Here is an 18,781-nt window from a genome sequence, read left to right as displayed (position 1 = left end):
TCCGGCGCTCAGTGGGTTTGACGCGTGGGAACGCTCGAATCAATCGGTGCGAGCTCGATGCCAATCTCGCTCGAATTTGTTTGATAACGACGCAGCTGCGTCGTCGCGAGCACCGTCGTCAGGGCCACATCTGCATCCAGGCCCGCGATGGAGCCGCGCAGCTTCACTGCTTGCGCAGCCGCTTCGGCTTGCGGCGTGGAATAAACGACGTGCCGGCCAGTTTCGCGAGCGATCCATTGCAGGAACGAGGCCAGCGACTGGTTGTCGATGTCGAACTCAGGCGCGGCCTGCATGGCCCACTGCCAGTGCGGATCGGTGGCATCGAGCGTGCTGCGGGTCAGTTCGCCGCTATTCGTCAGATGCAGCACCTGTCCTGCTTCGCCGGTGTCCGAAGTGCTCGGAGTCATGACCCGCACGCGGCCTTCACGGATGCTGACCACCATCGCATTGGCGTGGGTCCGCACTTCATACTGCGTGCCGACGTGCTGCACGGATCCAGCGATCGTCTCGATCGTCAGCGCATTGGCACTGTCCGCACTTGGAGGCGCGTCGATATATACGGCGCCCGCGGCCAGCGAAATGCGATCGGTCGCGTCGACCGTGAGTTGGGTGTTGCGATCGAGCCGTAGCGACAGTCCGTCAGGGAAAGAAACGGCGGCGCGCGATTGCGCGTCGGTTTGCATGTTGTCGCCGACGAGAATGAACTGTCCGATCTCGCGAGCTGCGACGTTGCTGTCATCGCTGCCGGCCAGCAGATGACCATCGACGTACGAGACGCTGGCGAACTGCGCGGGGGCGGGCGCCATGAATCGATAGGCGAAAGAGGTGGCCCCGACCGCGAGCGCGACACCTGCAGCAACCCGCCAGGCAACAGCGCGCTGCTGGCGCCGACGTTGTTGCACGATATTCAGCCATTCGGCATGCACTGCCGACATCACTTCCGCCGCAGCCGCGGCCGAAGGTTCGTCGCGCGCACCAACCTCTCGCAGCAACGCTTCGATGCTGGCGTCGTTAGACTCGGGTTCGTCTCGTACCGTCGTCATGGCGCTACTTTCTCATACCGGCGAGCACATCGCTCGCAGTCGAACCAAATACAGTTTCCAGTGCCTCGCGGAATGCCGTGCGGGCGCGAGCCAGCAGCGATTGCGCCGCTATGTGCCCGACGCCGAGTAGCTCGCCGATCTCCTCGACGCTGCGTCCCTCGATATATTTCCATTCCAATACATCGCCGTAGCGCGACGGGAGCCGATCCAGGACGGACTGCACCAGCCGGCGGGCTTCGGCATTGCTGTAGCCCTGCATCGGTTCATCCGAGGCGGGGGCGGCGATCGATTCCAGCGCTTCGCGCAGGCCCGGAGTGTCGTCGATCAGCACTACGTTCTGATGATGGCGCTTGTGAGCGCGCAAATAGTCCGCGATCTGGCGCCGACAGATCTGGCACAACCAGCTGAACAGTGCCGCCTCGCCGCGAAAGCCGGCCAGGGCGCGCATGGCTTTGATCAGGGTTGCTTGCACCACTTCTTTGCAGGCCTCGGCATCGTTGCCCAGCCGGGGCAGGGCGAACCGGTAGACACGCGGAAAATAGCTCTCGAAAAAGCGGCGAAAAGCCGCCTCGTCGCCTCGGAGCATGGCGGCGATCAGGGCGCTTTCGGTGCTGGTTTCGGAGCTCACTTGTCAGTAGGACGGGGGCGTTCGATAAATCAATCGCCGCTCATTCACTGCCACCACTGCGGCGGCAACCGGCGATCAAATCCAGTTGCCGATCATAAACCTGGTTGCGCAGCTGGGCTGCACCCAGCACCGTGTGGTAGAAAAAATCATGACTCACCGGCAGCTTGGCTTCGGTGCGCAGACAGTCGGTGCGCAGCTGTGTGCGGCGGACATAACCTTCGGAGGTCCAGACCAGCATGGGCACCTGCCGCTGCGCTGCTGGGGCAAATGCGTACGGCATGCCGTGTAGGTAGATGCCGTTCTCGCCCAGCGATTCGCCATGGTCGGAAACATAGATCAATACGCTGTCGAGCTGTGAGCTGACCTCGCGCAGCATCCGGATCTGGCTGGCGAGCACGTGATCGGTATACGCGATCGTGTTGTCGTAAGCGTTGGTGATTTCCCGCTGGCTGCAATGCTGTAGCTTGTTGGAGCGACAAGCCGGCTGAAAGCGCTCGAACTGCGGTGGATACCGCTCGGAGTAGAACGGGCCGTGACTGCCTTTCTGATGGAACACGATGACCGTGTCGCGCTCGATCTTGCGCAAGGTCTCCGGCAGGTCGCCGAGCATGACGGCGTCGAAACAGTTCGAGTCGCGGCAGTACTGCGGATCGGGCTGCTCGTTGTAGTCGATGCTGGTCACGCGGGCGCAGACACCTTTGCAACCGGAGTTGTTGTCGCGCCATTGCACGTCGAATCCGGCCTGCACCAGCGAGTCGAGCAGATTCTTGTAGCGGTCGGCTTCAGCGACTTTGAATTCGGCGCGCGGCAGGTGCGAGAACAGGCAGGGCACTGAAATGGCCGTCGAGGTACCGCACGACGAGGTGCTCGAGAAATAAGTGAGACCGGAGATATGCGCCAGCTCAGGATTGGTCTCGCGCGCATAGCCGCCCAGCTGGAAGTTCTCGGCGCGCGCGGTCTCGCCAACGACCAGGAACAACACCAAAGGCTTCGCTGAAGGCGTGGCCAGGTGCTCGATCTTGCCGGCCGGATCGATCAACGGCCCGCTGGCATGCGCGTCGCGGCCACCGGCAAGCAGGCCCGCCATGCTGATGACCTGCGCAACTGGATTGAGCGTGTAGCGAACTGGCTTGTGCTCGCGAAAGAAAGTGGCGTAGTCGGCCGAGTTGGCGAACATGCCTGCGACCGCTACGCCGAGCGCGACAACAATGGCTAGTGCGCGTTGCATCATCTGAGTGCGCCAACGAGTTTCCGGCAACCGGACTCGCCACACGAGCAGCGCAGGGACGAGTCCCAGCAGCACACCGTGCAGCACTACGTCCGCATTCAGCAGTGCGGTGACTTCGGCATGGTCGGTCTCCAGGACATTGCGCATCATTTCCTGGTTCATGATGGCGCCGTACTGGCTCATGAAGTACGCACCGAAAGCGGCTCCCACGAACATCAGACTGGCGGCGGCACGCATCACCCAACGACTCGGCAACAGGAGCAGCAGTACCGCCTGCACCACCCACGCCAGCACGAAGAGCGAAGCCATGAAGAACAGCGACCCGGCGCTCGGGTGCCACATCGCGGCGCCCGACAACTCCCAGAAGCGGACGTTGTACAGCGCCAACCAGATGAACGACACGCCAAACGCGAAAGCGACATCGGACGAGCAGGGAATGCCAGCGCCCCAACGCTCGCGAAGGCGTGCGTACAACGGCAGCGGCGAGGCCGGGAAATGTTCAGTGTGCATCGCTGTGTTGGACGGGCCTGTTGACGGCCATCAATCGCAAAAAAAATTGCGGCAACCGCGATTGGTTTGTGCCGCAGCCGTCGTCCAACACTAAATTTGCGGCGGCCAGGGCATAATCGCCGCCAGTTTCGAGGCAGGGTGAACGATGCAGGCGAGTTGGGTGCAGGAGTGGTTTCGCGTAGGCAGTAACAGCTCACGCGATACGCGACTCGACCTGTTGTGGCTGTTGGGACTGGGATTGCTGCTGATCGCGACGGGGCTCGGCCTGCGCGATCCCTGGCCTGCGGACGAGCCGCGGTTTGCGCTGATCGTTCGCGACATGGTGGCAACCGGCGACTGGCTGTTGCCGCGCGTCGGCGGCGATGTGTATGCCGACAAGCCGCCGCTGTTCTTCTGGTTGATGGGCCTGTCGCTGCTCGCCACCGGTTCGCTGCGTGTCGCCTTCCTGCTGCCGTCCTTGTTCAGCGGCCTCGCGTGCCTGTTCCTCATCTACGATCTCGGCCGCCGTCTGTGGAATCGCGAAACCGGGCTGGCTGCTGCGTTGGCGTTGTTGCTGACGGTTCAGTTTGTCTGGCAAGTGCGACAGGCGCAGATCGATGCGACGCTGCTGTTCTGGGTGGTGCTCGGTCTGTATGGCCTGGTCCGTCACTTGTTACTTGGCCCCGCGTGGGGCTGGTACGCGATAGGTTGGGCCGCGGCCGGATTCGGTGTGATCACCAAGGGCGTCGGCTTTCTACCCTTGCTGATGTTGATTCCGTTCGCAGCGATGCGTGCACCGCGCTGGTCGCCACGCATGCAGAGCACGAGCATCGCGCTGTGGCTCATCGGGCCAGTGGCGTTCCTGCTGGCGGTGAGCACCTGGCTCGTGCCGATGTTGTTGGCGGCCAATGCCGATCCGACCCTCGCGGCCTATCGCGACGAGATCCTGTTTCATCAAACCGTGGGTCGCTACACCGATGCGTGGCATCACCGCGAGCCGTTCTGGTATTTCATCATCAAGGTGATTCCGGGGTTGTGGCTGCCGCTGACGCTGCTGCTGCCCTGGCTCGTGCCTCAGTGGCGCAAAGCCTGGCAGGCAGGTGACTTGCGCATCGGCTTGCTCACAGCGTGGGTCGTGCTGGTGGTGCTGTTCTTCAGTCTCAGCAGTGGCAAGCGCGGTGTTTATGTTCTTCCGGCAGTGCCGGCCCTGGCGCTCGCGAGCGGGCCCTATCTGCTGGGGCTGCTGCAGCGTCGCTCGGTGCAGCGAGTGTTGTTCATGCTGGCTGCGTTGATCGCTACGGTATGTCTGGTGGTTGCCGTCTACGTCCAGATACAACCGGGCAAGCGCCTCGAGGTCCTCGCCAATTATGAGATCGATGTATTCGGCCCCCTGTTGTTGATTGGCGGCGCCGGCGCCGTGGTTTGCGCGCTCGCCCGACCGGCTCGGGGCATTCTCGCCTACGCAGGCGTTCTCGCCGTCGCTTTGCTGACCGTCAGCTACTGGGTCAACCCGGTGATGAACTCGGCCCGCTCGGGGGCGGGCTTCATCGATCGCGTCGAAGCGAATGACGACCCGAACGCCGAGCTCGGCTTCGTGGGCTTCAAGGAACAGTATCTGCTCAACGTGCATCGTCCCATCGTTCACTTCGGGCACGCACGCTGGCGAGAGGCGGAGCAGGAGGCGGCTGATGCGGCGCTGTGGCTGAACGGCTCGAAAGATCGCCAGTTGGTCGTCAATGACTATGCCCGGCAGCTGTGCTTCAGCGATACCACGGCTGTGGCCTTGGGAGAGGCCAATCGCTCGCAGTGGTACATCGTGCGAGGCAGGCCGGATGCGAAGTGTGTGGCCCGGGGCAACGCGGCGGCGCTGTATCGCTACACGCCGCCGTCGCTCGTTATTGAGTAGGGCCCATCAGTTCGTTTGAATGGCGACGACACCGCAGGCAATGCGGTCGCCAGAGTTGCCCGACGGTTGCGTCTTGTAGTCGTCGGGCTTGGCATGCATCACCAGGGCTTTGCCGAGGATGTCGTTGGGCGAGCCCGTTTGCAGTGAGACATCGGGATTGTCGATGCTCACTTCTGCGACACCCTGCGCATCCGACTTCACATTCAACATGTCGCCTGCGTGATGGGGATGACCCTGCGGGTTGCCATGCTCCTGGCCAGTGGGGTTGAAATGAGCGCCGGCACTGGTCGCGTCGGGCGCGCTGCAGTCGCCCTTCTCATGAAAATGAAAACCGAATTCGCCGTCGGGCTTCAGTCCCTGCACCACTCCTGAAATCTTTACTCCGGTGCCTGCGGCAGTGATCTTCAATGCGCCGTTCGCAGTGTTGCCTTGCGTGGGCGAGAGTTTCACCGCTGCGCCGGCGGTGGCCTCTGCCGTCGCGGCGGTCTGAGGTTCGGTGGTGGTCGTTACTGCTGGGCCTTCACCGGCAGGCGGCGGTGCGGTGGTGGCCGGAGCGGCGTGCTCCTTTTGACCACAGGCGGCGAGCAGCGCAACCAGTGCGATTAGGCTGAAATATTTCATTGGAGCAACACCTCATGACACGAACCGGAGTAAATCCATGACGCGTTGATTGCGTTCCGAAATTCGCGATCAGGAATGTCACGACCACGTCATTCGGCTGTCATTGGCGCTTAATGCGCTACCACGAGCATGCGCCGGAAATTTTTTCCGCAGCCCAGTCGAAAGGGCCTCGGCCGCTTTCGACCATGCAAATAAGGACGCCACGGTCACATGTCGACGCTTCGCCACGCTATTCGCTGTCAGCTTGCTATTGCGCTGCCATTGTTTGTTGCCGGATTCGCGCATGCACAAGATGCCGGCACTTCCTCCAATAACCTGGAAGAGGTCATCGTTACCGGCCGCGCTGGTGTGGAAGAGATCCGCAAGGTGGATGTGAGCTACGCCATCACCACCATCAGCAGCGAAGCGTTGCGCATGGATGCTCCGCTCGGTGTCGCCGATGCGCTCGGCTCGGTGCCTGGTTTCTGGGTCGAATCCACAGGTGGTGAAGCCAGCGCAAATATTCGTGTGCGCGGCATTCCTGAAGAAGGTTTCTCGGCTGTGGGCATGGAAGAGGATGGTCTACCGGTGCAGCACGATCCCGGCCTCGGCTGGCTGAACGCGGATCAAGCGTTCCGCCTTGATGACACCATCGAACGTATCGAAGTGGTGCGCGGCGGCCCGGCCTCGATGTTCTCGTCGAACGCGCCCGGCGGCGTCGTGAACTTCATCACTCGCAAGCCCGGCGACGTCGCAGGCGGCAATATCAAGGTCGAGAGCAGCGATTACGGCCTGCGTCGTATCGATGGTTGGTACAGCCTGCCGATCGGCGAGTGGCGGCTCGGCTTCGGCGGCTTCTATCGTGAAGACGATGGTGTGCGCGATCCGGGCTATACCGCCAACAAAGGCGGTCAGTTGCGCTTCGCCGTCGGCCGCACGTTCGAGAACGGCTCGGTGGACTTCAACGTCAAGCGCATCGATGACCAGGTCATTTTCTACACCGGCCTGCCGCTGACCTATGACGCCAACGGCGATGTGGTCGGCGTGCCTGGCATCGATGAGCACTATGGCACGTTGTCCGGTCCCGACACCCGGCGCGTAACGCTGCGCAATGCCAACGGCACGTTCCCGCTCGATATCGATCGCGGCACGGACGTTGAGCTGACGCAGTACACGTTGAAGTTTGAATATCAGCTGCCGGGCGATTGGCAGCTGCGCAATGGCACGCGTTATCGCGAGTCGGACAGCTCGCGCATCGGCCTGTTCCCGAACACTCCAGTCACTGCGGCGTCGCGGCTCGCAGCGGCGCGCGCCAATATCGGCACAGTCGTTCCGGGCGCGGTGGATGTGCAACTCCGCTATGTGAACGCGCCGAATGAGATCTTCAATGTCAGCAGCCAGAACGGCAATGGGTTGACCAGCGACGGCTCGTTCCGTCAGGTGCGCGTGACGCTCGATGAATTGCTCAACGATCTGCGCCTGATGCGCAATTTCGAGATCGCCGGCCAGAAGCATGACGTGGCCGTCGGTTTGTATCTGGCCAAGGTCGACGAAGCGTTCGATCGCTACTCGGCGAACGCGATCATCGACGTCCGCGACCGGGCGCGCTTGCTCGATCTGGTTGCCGTCGATGCGGCGGGCAACCCGCTGCGCACGCTCACCGACAACGGCTTCATTCGTTACGGCTCGGAGTTCGCCAATGGCGAGGGCGAGTCGTTCACCAAGGCGCTGTACTTGTCCGACGAGTGGAGCTTGAACGATCAGTGGCGTATCGACCTCGGTGCGCGTTACGAGCAGGTCGACGTGAAAGGCAAGGTGGAGAAGTCCGCTCCTCGCAACCTGGGCATTCTGGCGAGCACTGCGGATGACACTGTGCTCACCGGCACCGGTGAGTTCGATCGTTTCGATACGGACTACGACGACTTCGGCTGGACCGCCGGCGTGAACTGGCAGTTCCTCGAGAGCATGGGCGTGTTCGCACGCTACACCTCGACGTTCCGTTTGCCGAACGTGGGCGACTACATCACCAACGCGTTCGCGACGCCGGTGGTGCGCACCATGGATTTCATCGAGGCGGGTTACAAGTTTCAGTCGGATCGCTGGTCGTTGTACGCGACCTTGTTCCAGACCAGGTACGACAAGTTCCGTTTCGGCGATGTGCGCTACAACCCGGACACCAGCAGCTATCAGGAAGTGAGCGTCTTCACCGACACCGAAACGCTCGGCGTCGAGCTCGAAGGTTCGGTACACGCGACGGACTGGTTGGACATCGGCTTCAGCGCGACCTGGCAGGAGCCGGAGTTCGGCGACTTCGTGCAGACCACGTTGGTCAACGGTCGCGAGGTCAGGTCCGACTTCACCGGCAATCGTCTGTTGCGCGTGCCGAAAGTGAGCTATCGCGTGACGCCTGCGGTCAAGCTGGGCGAGCAGGTGCGGTTCGAGGTGGATTATCAGTACTTCGGCGATCGCTATGCCGATGCGGCCAATCTGTTGAAGCTGCCTTCGTACGATGTGCTCAGCGCGAACCTGCGCTGGTCGCCGATCGAGCGCATGTCGGTTTACGTGCGCGGTGAGAATCTGCTGAATGAAGTGGGTCTCACGGAGGGCAATCCGCGCGCCGGCACGTTCGTCAGCGGTGAGGCGAACTCGCCGTTCTTCATCGGTCGGCCGATCTATGGCAGGAACTTCCGCTTCTCGATGACGTGGGATTTCTAACGCGGCCACGGGCATGATGGGGGGGCGGCGCTTTGCGCCGCCCTGATGCTTTCTACGGGCCGGCGCGGCCCGAACGCCGCTGAGGTTCCATGCGTTTCGTCTCCTTACTCGCGCTGCTGTGCTTGACGGCCCTTGCCAATGTGCATGCGGCTGCACCCGATCTCGTTCTCCGCGACACCATCACCGATAAAGCGTATCGGACCTATCGTCTGCTTCCGTTCGACGTGCCAGCGGGCGTGAAGGCTCTGGAAATTCGCTTCGACTACACCGGTCGCGAGGCGCGCACGACGATCGATGTGGGATTGCTCGGGCCGGGTGAAAAATTCGATGAGGCATTTCGTGGCTGGAGCGGGGGCAACAAACGCTCATTCATGCTGTCGGCGAGCGACGCGACGCCCTCTTATCTATCGAGTCCGGTGACACAGGGCCGCTGGCAGCTACTGCTCGGCGTGCCGAACATTCGCAACGGGCAGGCTGCCGAGTTCACGGCGGAAGTTTATTTCCAGCGCAACGACGAGTACGGCCTGCCGACGACGCCGGCGCCGTTGAAAACCGCAGCGGGCTGGTATCGCGGTGACCTGCACATGCACAGCGAACACAGCGATGGCAACTGTGCGAGCAAGAGTGGCGAGAAGCGAGTGCCTTGTCCGTTGTTTCTAACACTGGATGCCGCCGCCGATCGTGGGCTCGACTTCATTGCGTTCACGGAGCACAACACCAACTCGCATGTCAAAGAGTTGACTGCGTTGCAGCCGTACTTCGACAAGCTGCTGTTGATCCCCGGCATGGAGATGACCACCTTCCAAGGTCATGCCAACGCATTCAATCTGCGCGAACCGGTGGACTTTCGCGTCAGCAGCACCGCAGTCCCCGACTGGAACGCGTTGCTCACCGAAGCGAAGCAGAAAGGCGCGCTGGTCTCGATCAATCATCCACGCGTGCCGACTGGCGAGGCTTGCATGGGGTGCGGCTGGTCGCCGAATCCGGCGGCCGACCTGTCGTTGGTGCAAGCCGTGGAAGTCATCAACGGCAACGATGTGGAGAGCCCGATCACGGGCATTCCGTTCTGGCACGAACAGCTGCAAAAGGGGCATCGTTTGACCGCGATCGGCGGCAGCGATACGCATGATGTGACGTCGAAGAACGTATCTCCGCCGCCGGGTCACATCGGTGTGCCGACGACCGTGGTGTATGCGAAGGAGTTGAGCATCGATGCAATCATGGATGGCATCCGCGCCGGCAATGTGTTCGTCGACACTGCCGGCTCGCGCGATCGCAAGCTCGAGCTGAGTGCCACGTATGGGGAATCGATCGTCACCATGGGTGGCCAGCTGTCGGTGCCGGCGAAACAATCTGTCACCTTCACGGCGCGCGTCGAGCGGATGACCGGCGGCACCGTTGAAATCATTCGCGACGGCAAAACGACTCGACGCACCGCCATCCCAACAGCGAAGCACTCGTGGTCGTTCGAGGAGACGTCGGACGGCAAGCGTCACTGGATTCGGATCGACGTGCGCGACGCCGACGGCAAGCTGGCACTGCTCGGCAATCCCATCTACTTGAACTGAGAAGTGGCTTTCGCGTAGTCGCGAGGCGCTATGTGGTTGATTCTCGGACTCAGATGACTTGCGATTGCGTGCTTGGTGCAGGAACGATTCGCGATTGTGCGACGTTGCCACCTTTAGGAGAGTTAGCCGCAAATCGAAACGAAGATGTTGATATTGGTAGTAGAGGACGAGCCCATTTGCGCACTGAGCACGGTTGCCGAGCTGGAGCAGGCGGGACATGAGACGTTGGGCCCAGCGGCCACGCTCGAAGAGGGACTGGAGCTGGCGCGCAACGGTCATCCAACCCTTGCTCTGATTGACATCGACTTGATGCACGCAGGAGATGGCGTCGAATTGGCGAAGCGATTGCGAGAGCTGCACATCGCGGCAGTGTTCGTAAGCGCTCAGCACCCTGCAGCGTTTCAGAATCAGGATCTGGCGCTGGGCTTCATCGGTAAGCCTTACAATCCGTCCGACCTGCCGCCGAGTATCGAAGTGATCTCGGCGATTCTGGAAGGTAAGACACCGCCCGAGGCCTCATTGCCTGGGGCGCTGCATCTGTTTCATTAGTGCTCAGTTACCCGCCGTCTGCGATACCTTCGCCGGCGTCGCTGCAGGCGCATCGCTCTCATTCACGTAGCGATAGCGAATCACCCCGTAGAGCATCTCATCCCAGGTCTGCTGGCCCCACGGCACGACCCGGTTCGGGTCGGGGTTGGCTTTGTTCTGCGTCGAGTTGTCCCAGGTCGTGCTGTGCGTGACCTTGGTGCCCGCGGGCAAAAGCTTCGGTGTCTTCAGCTCGTACGTGGTTTGCCAGTTGAAGTCGTAGTTCGGTACTGACAACAGCACCTCCTTGCGACCATCCGGATAAGTGGCGACAAAGTCCGATGCCTTGCCGCGGAAATGCGAGTGCGGCAGCAGGTTGTAGACGATCACGTCATGCTCGAATGTCTTCGACACCGACTCGGTGTGTGCCTTGGTGTTCGCCGGAATCTTCAGTCGAGGATTGAGCAGCGCGACGCTGCGCATTTGATACTGAGGCGCATCCTTCCGGAAATACAGGCCCATGCGACTGCCGTCGCGGGCGGGCTTGCCGCTCACGGTGTAGTGCATCTGGAAAAAGAATTTCGCGTCCTTCTTGACCAGCACGCCCGTTTCCTTGGGCAGCAGCATCGGGCCGGCGCCGGGCACATAACCGCCGAGACTGCCGCCATCGCGCACGCTCTCTGCATCTGTGCCCATGGTCGCGATGATGTGATGGAGCACGGTGCGATCGCCCGGCTGGAAGTCGACTGCTCGCACCCACACATCATGATCCAGCGGGTTGGCGACCATCGGCATTTGATACGGAATCACGCCGGTCGCCGGCACGTCGAAGGCGGGAATCTCGACGATCAGGTCCGGCTGGCCGAGCGCCCACTGCGGCCATTGTTTCTTCAGATCCGCCAGTGGATCGCTGCCGGTGCCGCGCGGCGAGCCTGCTTCGATCCAGTGCACCAGATTCTTGATCTCGTCCTTGCTCAGCGAGCGATCGTTGGAGAACACGTTGTAGTGCGGGTCCGCATGCCATGGCGGCATGCGCTCGGTGCGCACCACTTCGCGAATCATCGGGCTGAAGCCTCTGATCATGTCGTAGCTGCTCATCTGCCACGGACCGATGCCGCCCTGGCGATGGCAGGTCACGCAGTTGTCGATGAGCATGGGCGCGATGGTCTTCTCATAAGAGATCTTCGCGTGTGCCTGCTTGCGATCGGCTTCCGGGAATTTCAGATCGCAGCCTTTGCCTTTGCTGGCATCGACCTGGGCGGTCTTCACCGGCGTGGCGTTGATGATCGCATCGAGCGCGTTGGCTGCGTACGGCGTGCCACCGGCGGACACGGGACCGCGATACGCGACCTTCCAACCTTTGGTATTGATGACCAGCAGCTCGCCATTGCGCTGCAAGCCGAGCGATTCGCCGATGATCTGCGTTTCATCGAGCAGGATGGGCAGATCGATGCTCTGCGCCTTGGCTTCCTTTTCGATGGCGTTGCGCGTGTCGGCGAGGTTGGAGTTGATCATCAGCAGCTCAACGCCTTGCTCGCGATATTTGTCACGGAGTGCCTGCAGCTCGGGCAGGGACTTGCGCACGACGTCGCAGCCATTGCCCTGCGCCATCAGCACGACGGCTTTCATGTCGGAGAGGTAATAGAGCTGGCGCGAGGCGCCGGTGTGATCGAGCAGGCGAAAATTATCGACCGTGTCGCCTGGATTGAGCGCCCACGCCGGGCTGAGTGTGCCCGAGAGTGCCAGGGCAGTTGCGATACCGAGCAGCGTGGATCCGTGCTTCATGCTGATGCTCATTGCGTTAACCCCCAACTGAATGTTCCCTCCCTGGCGGGCGGGAACGAAATTGCCCCTGACCGGGCGCTCGTTCTATCGGGGCAGTCTGCGTCCATGCCCGCGCGGGTGTCCATCCGCGCGTGGTTCAAATGTCACGAATGAATGTTAAGAATCTTTGCACTTCTGTAACGGCGGGCGTTTCATGCCGTCAGGCGGAACTATTCGCGCGGGGCCGCCAGCGATTCCCGTTTGATCACCGAGCCGCGCAGGATGATGCGGTCGATGCTGGTCCAGGCTCGCACGGTTTCCAGCGGATTCGCGCTCAGTAACAGCAGGTTGGCAATCTTGCCGGTCTCGACGCTGCCGTAATCCTTGTCGAGGCCGAATTGCCTGGCGTTGTTGAGGGTCGCGGCACGAAAGATCGCGGGTAACGGAATGCCGGACTGCGCCATCATCCGCATCTCGCGATAGGTGTCATAGCCCGGCTGAGCGCCGAAGGTCGGTGCGGAAGGCGTGTCACTGCCAAGCAGCAACGGCTGGCCGAGGTCGTTCAGATATTTAGCGGCGCGCATGCCGTACGAGCCCACGACCATGTAGGAGTGCATGGCCTTCATGTCCGGCATGCCTCCCATGCCCTGACGCATTTCTTCCTTGAACCATTGCGCCGGCGGCGTTGCATACCATTCGAGCAAGGCGGGCGGCACGACTTTCGCGTACGCCGGATCTTTCAGCGTGTCCTCACGAAGTAAATCCGCCAGCCCCGCGATCACGCGCAGTGTGGGTTGATACCCGATCTTCTTCGCATGGACCTCGCGCAGATGCGCGGCAATGGCCGGCGGCACGCCTTGGTCGGTCGAATACTCATTCCAATTCCACAGGCCATGCGCGATTACGTCGACTTGTGTCTCGACGGCAATGCGCTGCATGTCGATGGCGTTGGCATGCGCAATCAGCAGCAATCCTCGCTTGCGAGTCTCGGCGCGCACTCGCTGCAATGTTTCTTTGCTCATGAGCGGCCAGTCGGAGGCGCCGCCAAAGCCGTCTTCGATGAAGATCTTGATACAGCGAGCTCCGCTCGCAGCGAGCTTGCCGATGATGGCTTCCGGCGTGTGTTGAGCTGCGTCCGCGCCGGCCGGCAGCGGATGTTTCACGGCATTGGCGGGCTCGTACACATAGTGCGGCCAGGCGCTGTAGCGAGCCGCCTTGTCGATGAATACCGATGGGTAGCCGTCGAGCACGACGGCCGCGCCACAACTGAACAAATCGGGATGCACAGGCTGGGCCTCGAACGCAGCAGCCTGATCGGGCGCGCTGAGCAGATTCAGCACCTGAGTGACGCCGTAATACAGATAGCTGCGAGGTTGCTGGCGCGTATATGCCTCGCGCAGGGCGCTCATGGTCGGGTCGGTCGCGCTGCCGAACGGAAGGCCCGGCACTTCGCCGACATGGACATGCGAATCCATGAGGCCGGGCGTGAGAAACTTGCCCCGGCCGTCGATGCGCACGGCGCCCGAACCGGCGGTGACCGGCTTCGAGCTGACGGACACGATGCGTCCGTCGCGGATCAGCACGTTCTGCTTGGGTTGAGGCGCGGCGAGCTGCGGCGAAACGACCGTCACTTGCTCGATCACGAGCTCAGCTGCCAGGGCTGGATGGCCCAGGCCGGCGAGGGCGGACACCAGTCCGGCTCCCAGGCTCGCCATGACGCCGGCTTTTCGACTTCCTTTCACGACTCATCTCCTGATGGGCGGGCGTATGGATGCGGAGACCGGCCTGGCGAGGGTGCCTGGCGGGGCGCCGGTCGCGGGATTGTGCGCGATCGGGCGCCACAAGGGCAGCCGGCGGCGGTGTTTTTGCGTGTTGGATGAGGCTGATAACAGGGAAATTGCGGCTTGTTTGTCGCGGCAATTGATGACATTTTGTCTGAGTATTAGAATGAGTTTCCCAAGTCGCCGGCCAGAGTTTTCGTGACCCAAAAACAGATAGTTTCGTACGGCCGCAACGGTGCGGCAGGCAAGGTCCCAGAGGCGTCCGGTCAACCCCGGCGCGAGGGTGTCGCAAAGGCAGGTCGGTGGCTGGTGGGAGTACTCGTGCTCAATAGTGTTGGTGCGTCGGTCGCGGGGGCGGTGGAAGCCCGTCGCGGTGAGTTCGGAAAGCTGGCCGATGGGCGGCAGGTGGAGTCGGTCGAGCTGGCCAACGCCAAGGGCATGTCGGTGCGCATCCTGGCGCTCGGCGGTGTCATTCAGCAGTTGCTGGTGCCGGACCGTCACGGCAAATCCGCTGACGTCGTCCTCGGCTACGCCACCGCTCAACAGTACCTGGACCAGCCGCAGTACTTCGGCGCGACGGTCGGGCGCTATGCCAATCGCATCGCCGCCGGCAAGTTCTCGCTGGACGGCAAGCAGTATCAGCTCGAGATCAACGACGGCCCCAATCACTTGCACGGCGGCAAGCAGGGCTTCGACAAGGTGCTGTGGAAGATCGAGTCCGTCAGCGCCGGGTCGCCCGCGCGCGCGGTGCTCTCTTACACGAGCGCCGATGGCGAAGGCGGATATCCCGGCAAGCTGCAGGTGACCGCGACCTACACGCTCAACGACAAGAATGAGCTGGCGATCGAGTATCGCGCCACCACGGACAAGCCGACCATCGTCAACATCACCAACCACAGCTATTTCAACCTGGCGGGTGAGGCGACGCCGACCGACGTGCTCGGCCATCGAGTGACTTTGTTCTCGAGCAAGTACACGCCCGTGAATGAAACGTTGATTCCCACGGGCGAGCGCCGCGCCGTCGCCGGCACGGTGTTCGACTTCACCCAGCCGCACACGATCGGTGAGCGTATCCGTGACGGTCGGGACGAGCAGTTGCGCCGCGGCCGCGGCTATGACCACAACTACATCGTCGACGGCGAACCGGGCCAGTTGCGCCCGGCGGCCCGTGTCGAGGACCCGCAGTCCGGTCGCGTGCTGGAGCTGCTTCAGAGCGCCCCGGGCGTGCAGTTCTATTCGGGCAATTTCATCGACGCCACCAGCACCGGCAAGAGCCAGCGCGTGTACCGGCAGGGCGATGGTTTCTGTCTGGAGCCGCAAGTGTTTCCGGACTCGCCCAATCACAGCGACTTCCCGAGTGCGCGTCTGAATCCCGGGCAGACGTACGTGAACACTCTGGTGCTGCGCTTCTCCGCCGCTCCCTAAGCTTTCGAACCTGACGCTTCAATCCAATGAGCTCATCCAATTCCAATTCGTCAGCACCGCGTCGCCTGCGCTCGCGCGCCTGGTTCGACGATCCCGCCAATGCGGACATGACTGCGCTATACCTGGAACGGTATATGAACTTCGGTCTGTCGCTGCAGGAATTGCAGTCGGGCAAGCCGATCATCGGCATCGCGCAGACCGGCAGCGATCTGTCGCCGTGCAATCGTCATCACATCGTGCTGGCGGAGCGCGTGCGCGAAGGCATTCGCGAAGCGGGCGGCATCGTGCTGGAGTTTCCGGTGCACCCGATTCAGGAGACCGGCAAGCGTCCGACCGCCGGCCTGGATCGCAACCTGGCCTACATCGGCCTCGTGGAAGTGTTGTTTGGATATCCGCTCGATGGCGTCGTGCTGACAGTCGGCTGTGACAAAACGACGCCCGCGTGCTTGATGGCTGCGGCCACGGTGAACATGCCAGCGATCGCGCTGTCGGTCGGCCCCATGCTCAACGGTTGGTACAAAGGCGTGCGCACCGGCTCGGGCACCATCGTGTGGCGCGCTCGTGAATTGCTGGCGGCGGGTGAGATCGATTATCAGGGCTTCATCAAACTGGTCGCGTCTTCTGCGCCGTCTACCGGGTACTGCAACACCATGGGTACGGCGACGACCATGAACAGTCTGACCGAGGCGCTCGGCATGTCGCTGCCCGGCTCGGCTGCGATTCCCGCGCCGCTGCGTGATCGTCAGGAATGCGCGTATCTCACAGGCAAGCAGATCGTCGAGATGGTGTGGGCGGATCGCAAGCCGTCGGACATTCTCACGCGTGAAGCTTTCATCAATGCGATTCGCGTGAACTCTGCGATCGGCGGTTCCACCAACGCGCCGATTCATTTGAATGCGCTGGCGCGTCACATCGGCGTCGAGCTGACCATCGATGACTGGCAGAAGTACGGCCTGGATATTCCTTTGCTCGTGAACCTGCAGCCGGCCGGCGAATATCTCGGCGAGGATTATTATCGCGCCGGTGGCGTGCCCGCTGTCGTGGCCGAGCTGATGCGTCAGGGCCTGATCAATGAGAAGGCGTTGACGGTCAACGGCAGCAGCATTGGTGACAACTACCGCGGTGCCAGCATTGTGGATACCAAGGTCATCAGGCCGTTTGCTGAGCCGCTGAAGAAGAGCGCGGGTTTCACCGTGTTGCGCGGCAACCTGTTCGACTCGGCGATCATGAAGACGAGCGTGATCTCCGACGAGTTCCGCGCCCGCTACCTGTCGAATCCGAAAGACCCGGAAGCGTTCGAAGGCCGCGCCGTCGTGTTCGATGGCCCCGAGGACTATCACGCCCACATCGACGATCCGTCGTTGGGCATCGATGAGAATACGCTGCTGTTCATGCGCGGCACGGGGCCGATCGGCTATCCGGGCGCAGCGGAAGTCGTGAACATGCGGCCGCCGGTGAATCTGATCAAAGCGGGCATCCACAATCTGCCGTGCATCGGTGATGGTCGGCAGTCCGGCACGTCGGGATCGCCGTCGATTCTCAATGCTTCGCCGGAAGCAGCGGTCGGCGGTGGCCTGGCGTTGTTGAAAACCGGCGATCGCGTGCGCATCGATCTGGTCAAGGGCGAGGCGAACATCCTCATCAGCGCCGAAGAGCTGAATCAGCGCCGTCAGGCGTTAAAGGACGCGGGCGGTTATCCGGTTCCTGCGAGCCAGACGCCGTGGCAGGAAATGCAGCGCGCCGATATCGGCCAAGCCGAAACTGGCGCGGTGCTCGAGTCGTCAGTGAAGTATCAGCGCCTCGCCCAGACCAAGGGCGTGCCCCGGCACAATCACTAATTTAAGATTTCAAGCTCCCGCGCGACTCTTGCGCGGGAGCTTTTTCATTTGTAGCGAGGGGCAACGTATGGCGGAGGCATGGCGAGTCATTGCTCGCGAGCAGCGAGACGAGTTGGGCGAGGGACCGATGTGGTCCGCCAGGCACAACGCCATCTTCTGGGTCGATATCCTTTCTCACTTCCTGTATCGCTACTCGCTGGCGGACGGTGCGGTGCAACGCTGGTCGTTGCCGGAGCGCATCGGTTGGGTGGTGGAGCGGCGTAACAAGCCGGGGTTCATCGCGGGCTTGCAGAGCGGCTTCTATGAGCTGGATCTCGATCCCTTTGCGCTTCGTGCCATTGTCAATCCCGAGCCGCAGCATCCGGGCAATCGTTTGAACGATGCGAAGGTGGATCAACAAGGCCGTCTGTGGGCGGGCACGATGGATGCTGCCATCGTCGAGACCACCGGATCGCTGTATTGCCTGCACCCGGAGTTGAAGGTGCGTCGCGTCGACGAAGGGTACAAAGTGACGAATGGCCCGACGTTCTGTCTGAAGCAGGAATTCATGTATCACACCGATTCGGGTCGCGGCGTGGTGTATCGCTTCAATCTGTCACCCGAAGGTGAGCTCAGCAATAAGCAGGTCTGGCTGGAGTTCAGCGGCGACATGGGATCGCCGGATGGAATGACGACCGATGCGGAAGGCTACGTGTGGATCGCCCACTGGGGCGGCTCGCGAATCAGCCGCTGGTCGCCGGACGCCAAGCTGGATCGAGAGATTCGATTGCCGGCGCCGCAGATTACGAGCATCACGTTCGCGGGGCCGGGGTTGGATCGGATGTTTGTTACTTCGGCGGCGAAGGGGTTGGATCGGTCGAAGGAGACGTTTGCTGGAGCGCTGTTTGAGGTTGATGCCGGCGGCGTTCGTGGCTTGGCGCCGGGGTTGTTTGCTGGGTGACGTTTCCGGGCCGTGATTCCCCTGCCCGCGCGCATCTTGCTGGCGCTGTGGCGCGTTCAATCAATCGCTGGCTCCAATGTGCCGATATAACATCTTATATATTCAAATGGGGCTGGCGCCGCGTTGATAGATCAAGTAATTTCCCTGGGCAACATGCGGGTCGTGGATGATGTTTGTCGCTAGCGGCGGCAACGAGTGATGAGTTAAGACTAATAAGACTCGTACGGCTGTGTCGCCGGCCACCTGGTGAGCGTCACGCGACGGTTGGAAGACATCCAGATTCGCAGCACGATTGGCGGTACTCCTCAGACGGTGCGCCGCTACTTTTTCA

At 61.8% G+C, this 18,781-nt stretch carries 13 protein-coding genes; 7 read left to right on the top strand and 6 right to left on the bottom strand.

Annotated elements, in window-relative coordinates:
* Window positions 1-8: 8 nt before the first annotated feature.
* From D0550_RS01275 to D0550_RS01265, 3 genes are read right to left on the bottom strand one after another with little or no spacing between them, the layout of a single operon-like run.
* Window positions 9-1,043 (bottom strand): FecR domain-containing protein, encoded by a 1,035-nt coding sequence (locus tag D0550_RS01275; RefSeq protein ID WP_116807276.1) that lies wholly within the window; start codon window positions 1,041-1,043, stop codon window positions 9-11.
* A 4-nt stretch (window positions 1,044-1,047) separates the two neighbouring features.
* The gene (locus D0550_RS01270) at window positions 1,048-1,671 is read right to left on the bottom strand and encodes an RNA polymerase sigma factor (protein ID WP_116807275.1); all 624 of its coding nucleotides are present in this window, start codon (window positions 1,669-1,671) and stop codon (window positions 1,048-1,050) included.
* Between the two features lie 40 nt (window positions 1,672-1,711).
* On the bottom strand, window positions 1,712-3,409 hold the full coding sequence (locus D0550_RS01265; protein WP_116807274.1) for a phosphoethanolamine transferase: 1,698 nt from the start codon (window positions 3,407-3,409) through the stop codon (window positions 1,712-1,714).
* Between the two features lie 145 nt (window positions 3,410-3,554).
* Between D0550_RS01265 and D0550_RS01260 the strand changes: the two genes are divergently transcribed.
* Window positions 3,555-5,294, top strand: coding sequence for an ArnT family glycosyltransferase (locus D0550_RS01260; RefSeq protein ID WP_116807273.1), 1,740 nt, complete (start codon window positions 3,555-3,557; stop codon window positions 5,292-5,294).
* Between the two features lie 6 nt (window positions 5,295-5,300).
* Here D0550_RS01260 and D0550_RS01255 read toward each other — a convergent pair whose 3' ends face one another.
* On the bottom strand, window positions 5,301-5,915 hold the full coding sequence (locus D0550_RS01255; RefSeq protein WP_116807272.1) for a superoxide dismutase family protein: 615 nt from the start codon (window positions 5,913-5,915) through the stop codon (window positions 5,301-5,303).
* Window positions 5,916-6,125: 210 nt separating this feature from the next.
* Here D0550_RS01255 and D0550_RS01250 point away from each other — a divergent pair, with 210 nt between their 5' ends.
* From D0550_RS01250 to D0550_RS01240, 3 genes are all read left to right on the top strand, one after another.
* Entirely contained in the window at window positions 6,126-8,609 is a 2,484-nt protein-coding gene (locus D0550_RS01250; protein ID WP_116807271.1) for a TonB-dependent receptor, read from the top strand.
* A gap of 89 nt (window positions 8,610-8,698) precedes the next feature.
* The gene (locus D0550_RS01245; protein ID WP_116807270.1) at window positions 8,699-10,177 is read left to right on the top strand and encodes a CehA/McbA family metallohydrolase; all 1,479 of its coding nucleotides are present in this window, start codon (window positions 8,699-8,701) and stop codon (window positions 10,175-10,177) included.
* Window positions 10,178-10,321: 144 nt separating this feature from the next.
* Window positions 10,322-10,726 carry a response regulator gene (locus D0550_RS01240; protein ID WP_116807269.1) on the top strand — a complete coding sequence of 135 codons (405 nt, stop codon included), beginning with the start codon at window positions 10,322-10,324 and terminating at the stop codon, window positions 10,724-10,726.
* A gap of 3 nt (window positions 10,727-10,729) precedes the next feature.
* Here D0550_RS01240 and D0550_RS01235 read toward each other — a convergent pair whose 3' ends face one another.
* Together D0550_RS01235 and D0550_RS01230 are read right to left on the bottom strand one after the other, a co-directional pair.
* On the bottom strand, window positions 10,730-12,487 hold the full coding sequence (locus tag D0550_RS01235; protein ID WP_161965573.1) for a redoxin domain-containing protein: 1,758 nt from the start codon (window positions 12,485-12,487) through the stop codon (window positions 10,730-10,732).
* 209 nt (window positions 12,488-12,696) lie between these two features.
* Window positions 12,697-14,208 carry an amidohydrolase family protein gene (locus D0550_RS01230; protein WP_153066991.1) on the bottom strand — a complete coding sequence of 504 codons (1,512 nt, stop codon included), beginning with the start codon at window positions 14,206-14,208 and terminating at the stop codon, window positions 12,697-12,699.
* A gap of 360 nt (window positions 14,209-14,568) precedes the next feature.
* On the opposite strand from D0550_RS01230, the gene D0550_RS01225 reads away from it, so the two are divergent.
* The 3 genes from D0550_RS01225 to D0550_RS01215 all read left to right on the top strand — a co-directional run bounded on the left by D0550_RS01225 (window position 14,569) and on the right by D0550_RS01215 (window position 18,450).
* On the top strand, window positions 14,569-15,672 hold the full coding sequence (locus D0550_RS01225; RefSeq protein WP_206606025.1) for an aldose epimerase family protein: 1,104 nt from the start codon (window positions 14,569-14,571) through the stop codon (window positions 15,670-15,672).
* Window positions 15,673-15,698: 26 nt separating this feature from the next.
* Window positions 15,699-17,510, top strand: a complete 1,812-nt coding sequence (locus D0550_RS01220) for an IlvD/Edd family dehydratase (RefSeq protein WP_116807266.1) — start codon at window positions 15,699-15,701, stop codon at window positions 17,508-17,510.
* 67 nt (window positions 17,511-17,577) lie between these two features.
* Window positions 17,578-18,450 (top strand): SMP-30/gluconolactonase/LRE family protein, encoded by an 873-nt coding sequence (locus D0550_RS01215; RefSeq protein WP_116807265.1) that lies wholly within the window; start codon window positions 17,578-17,580, stop codon window positions 18,448-18,450.
* Window positions 18,451-18,781: the final 331 nt, after the last annotated feature.

It is taken from the genome of Steroidobacter cummioxidans (genome assembly GCF_003104955.1).
Note: the sequence above shows the minus strand (reverse complement) of the source record. Positions and strands in the feature narration are given on the sequence as shown.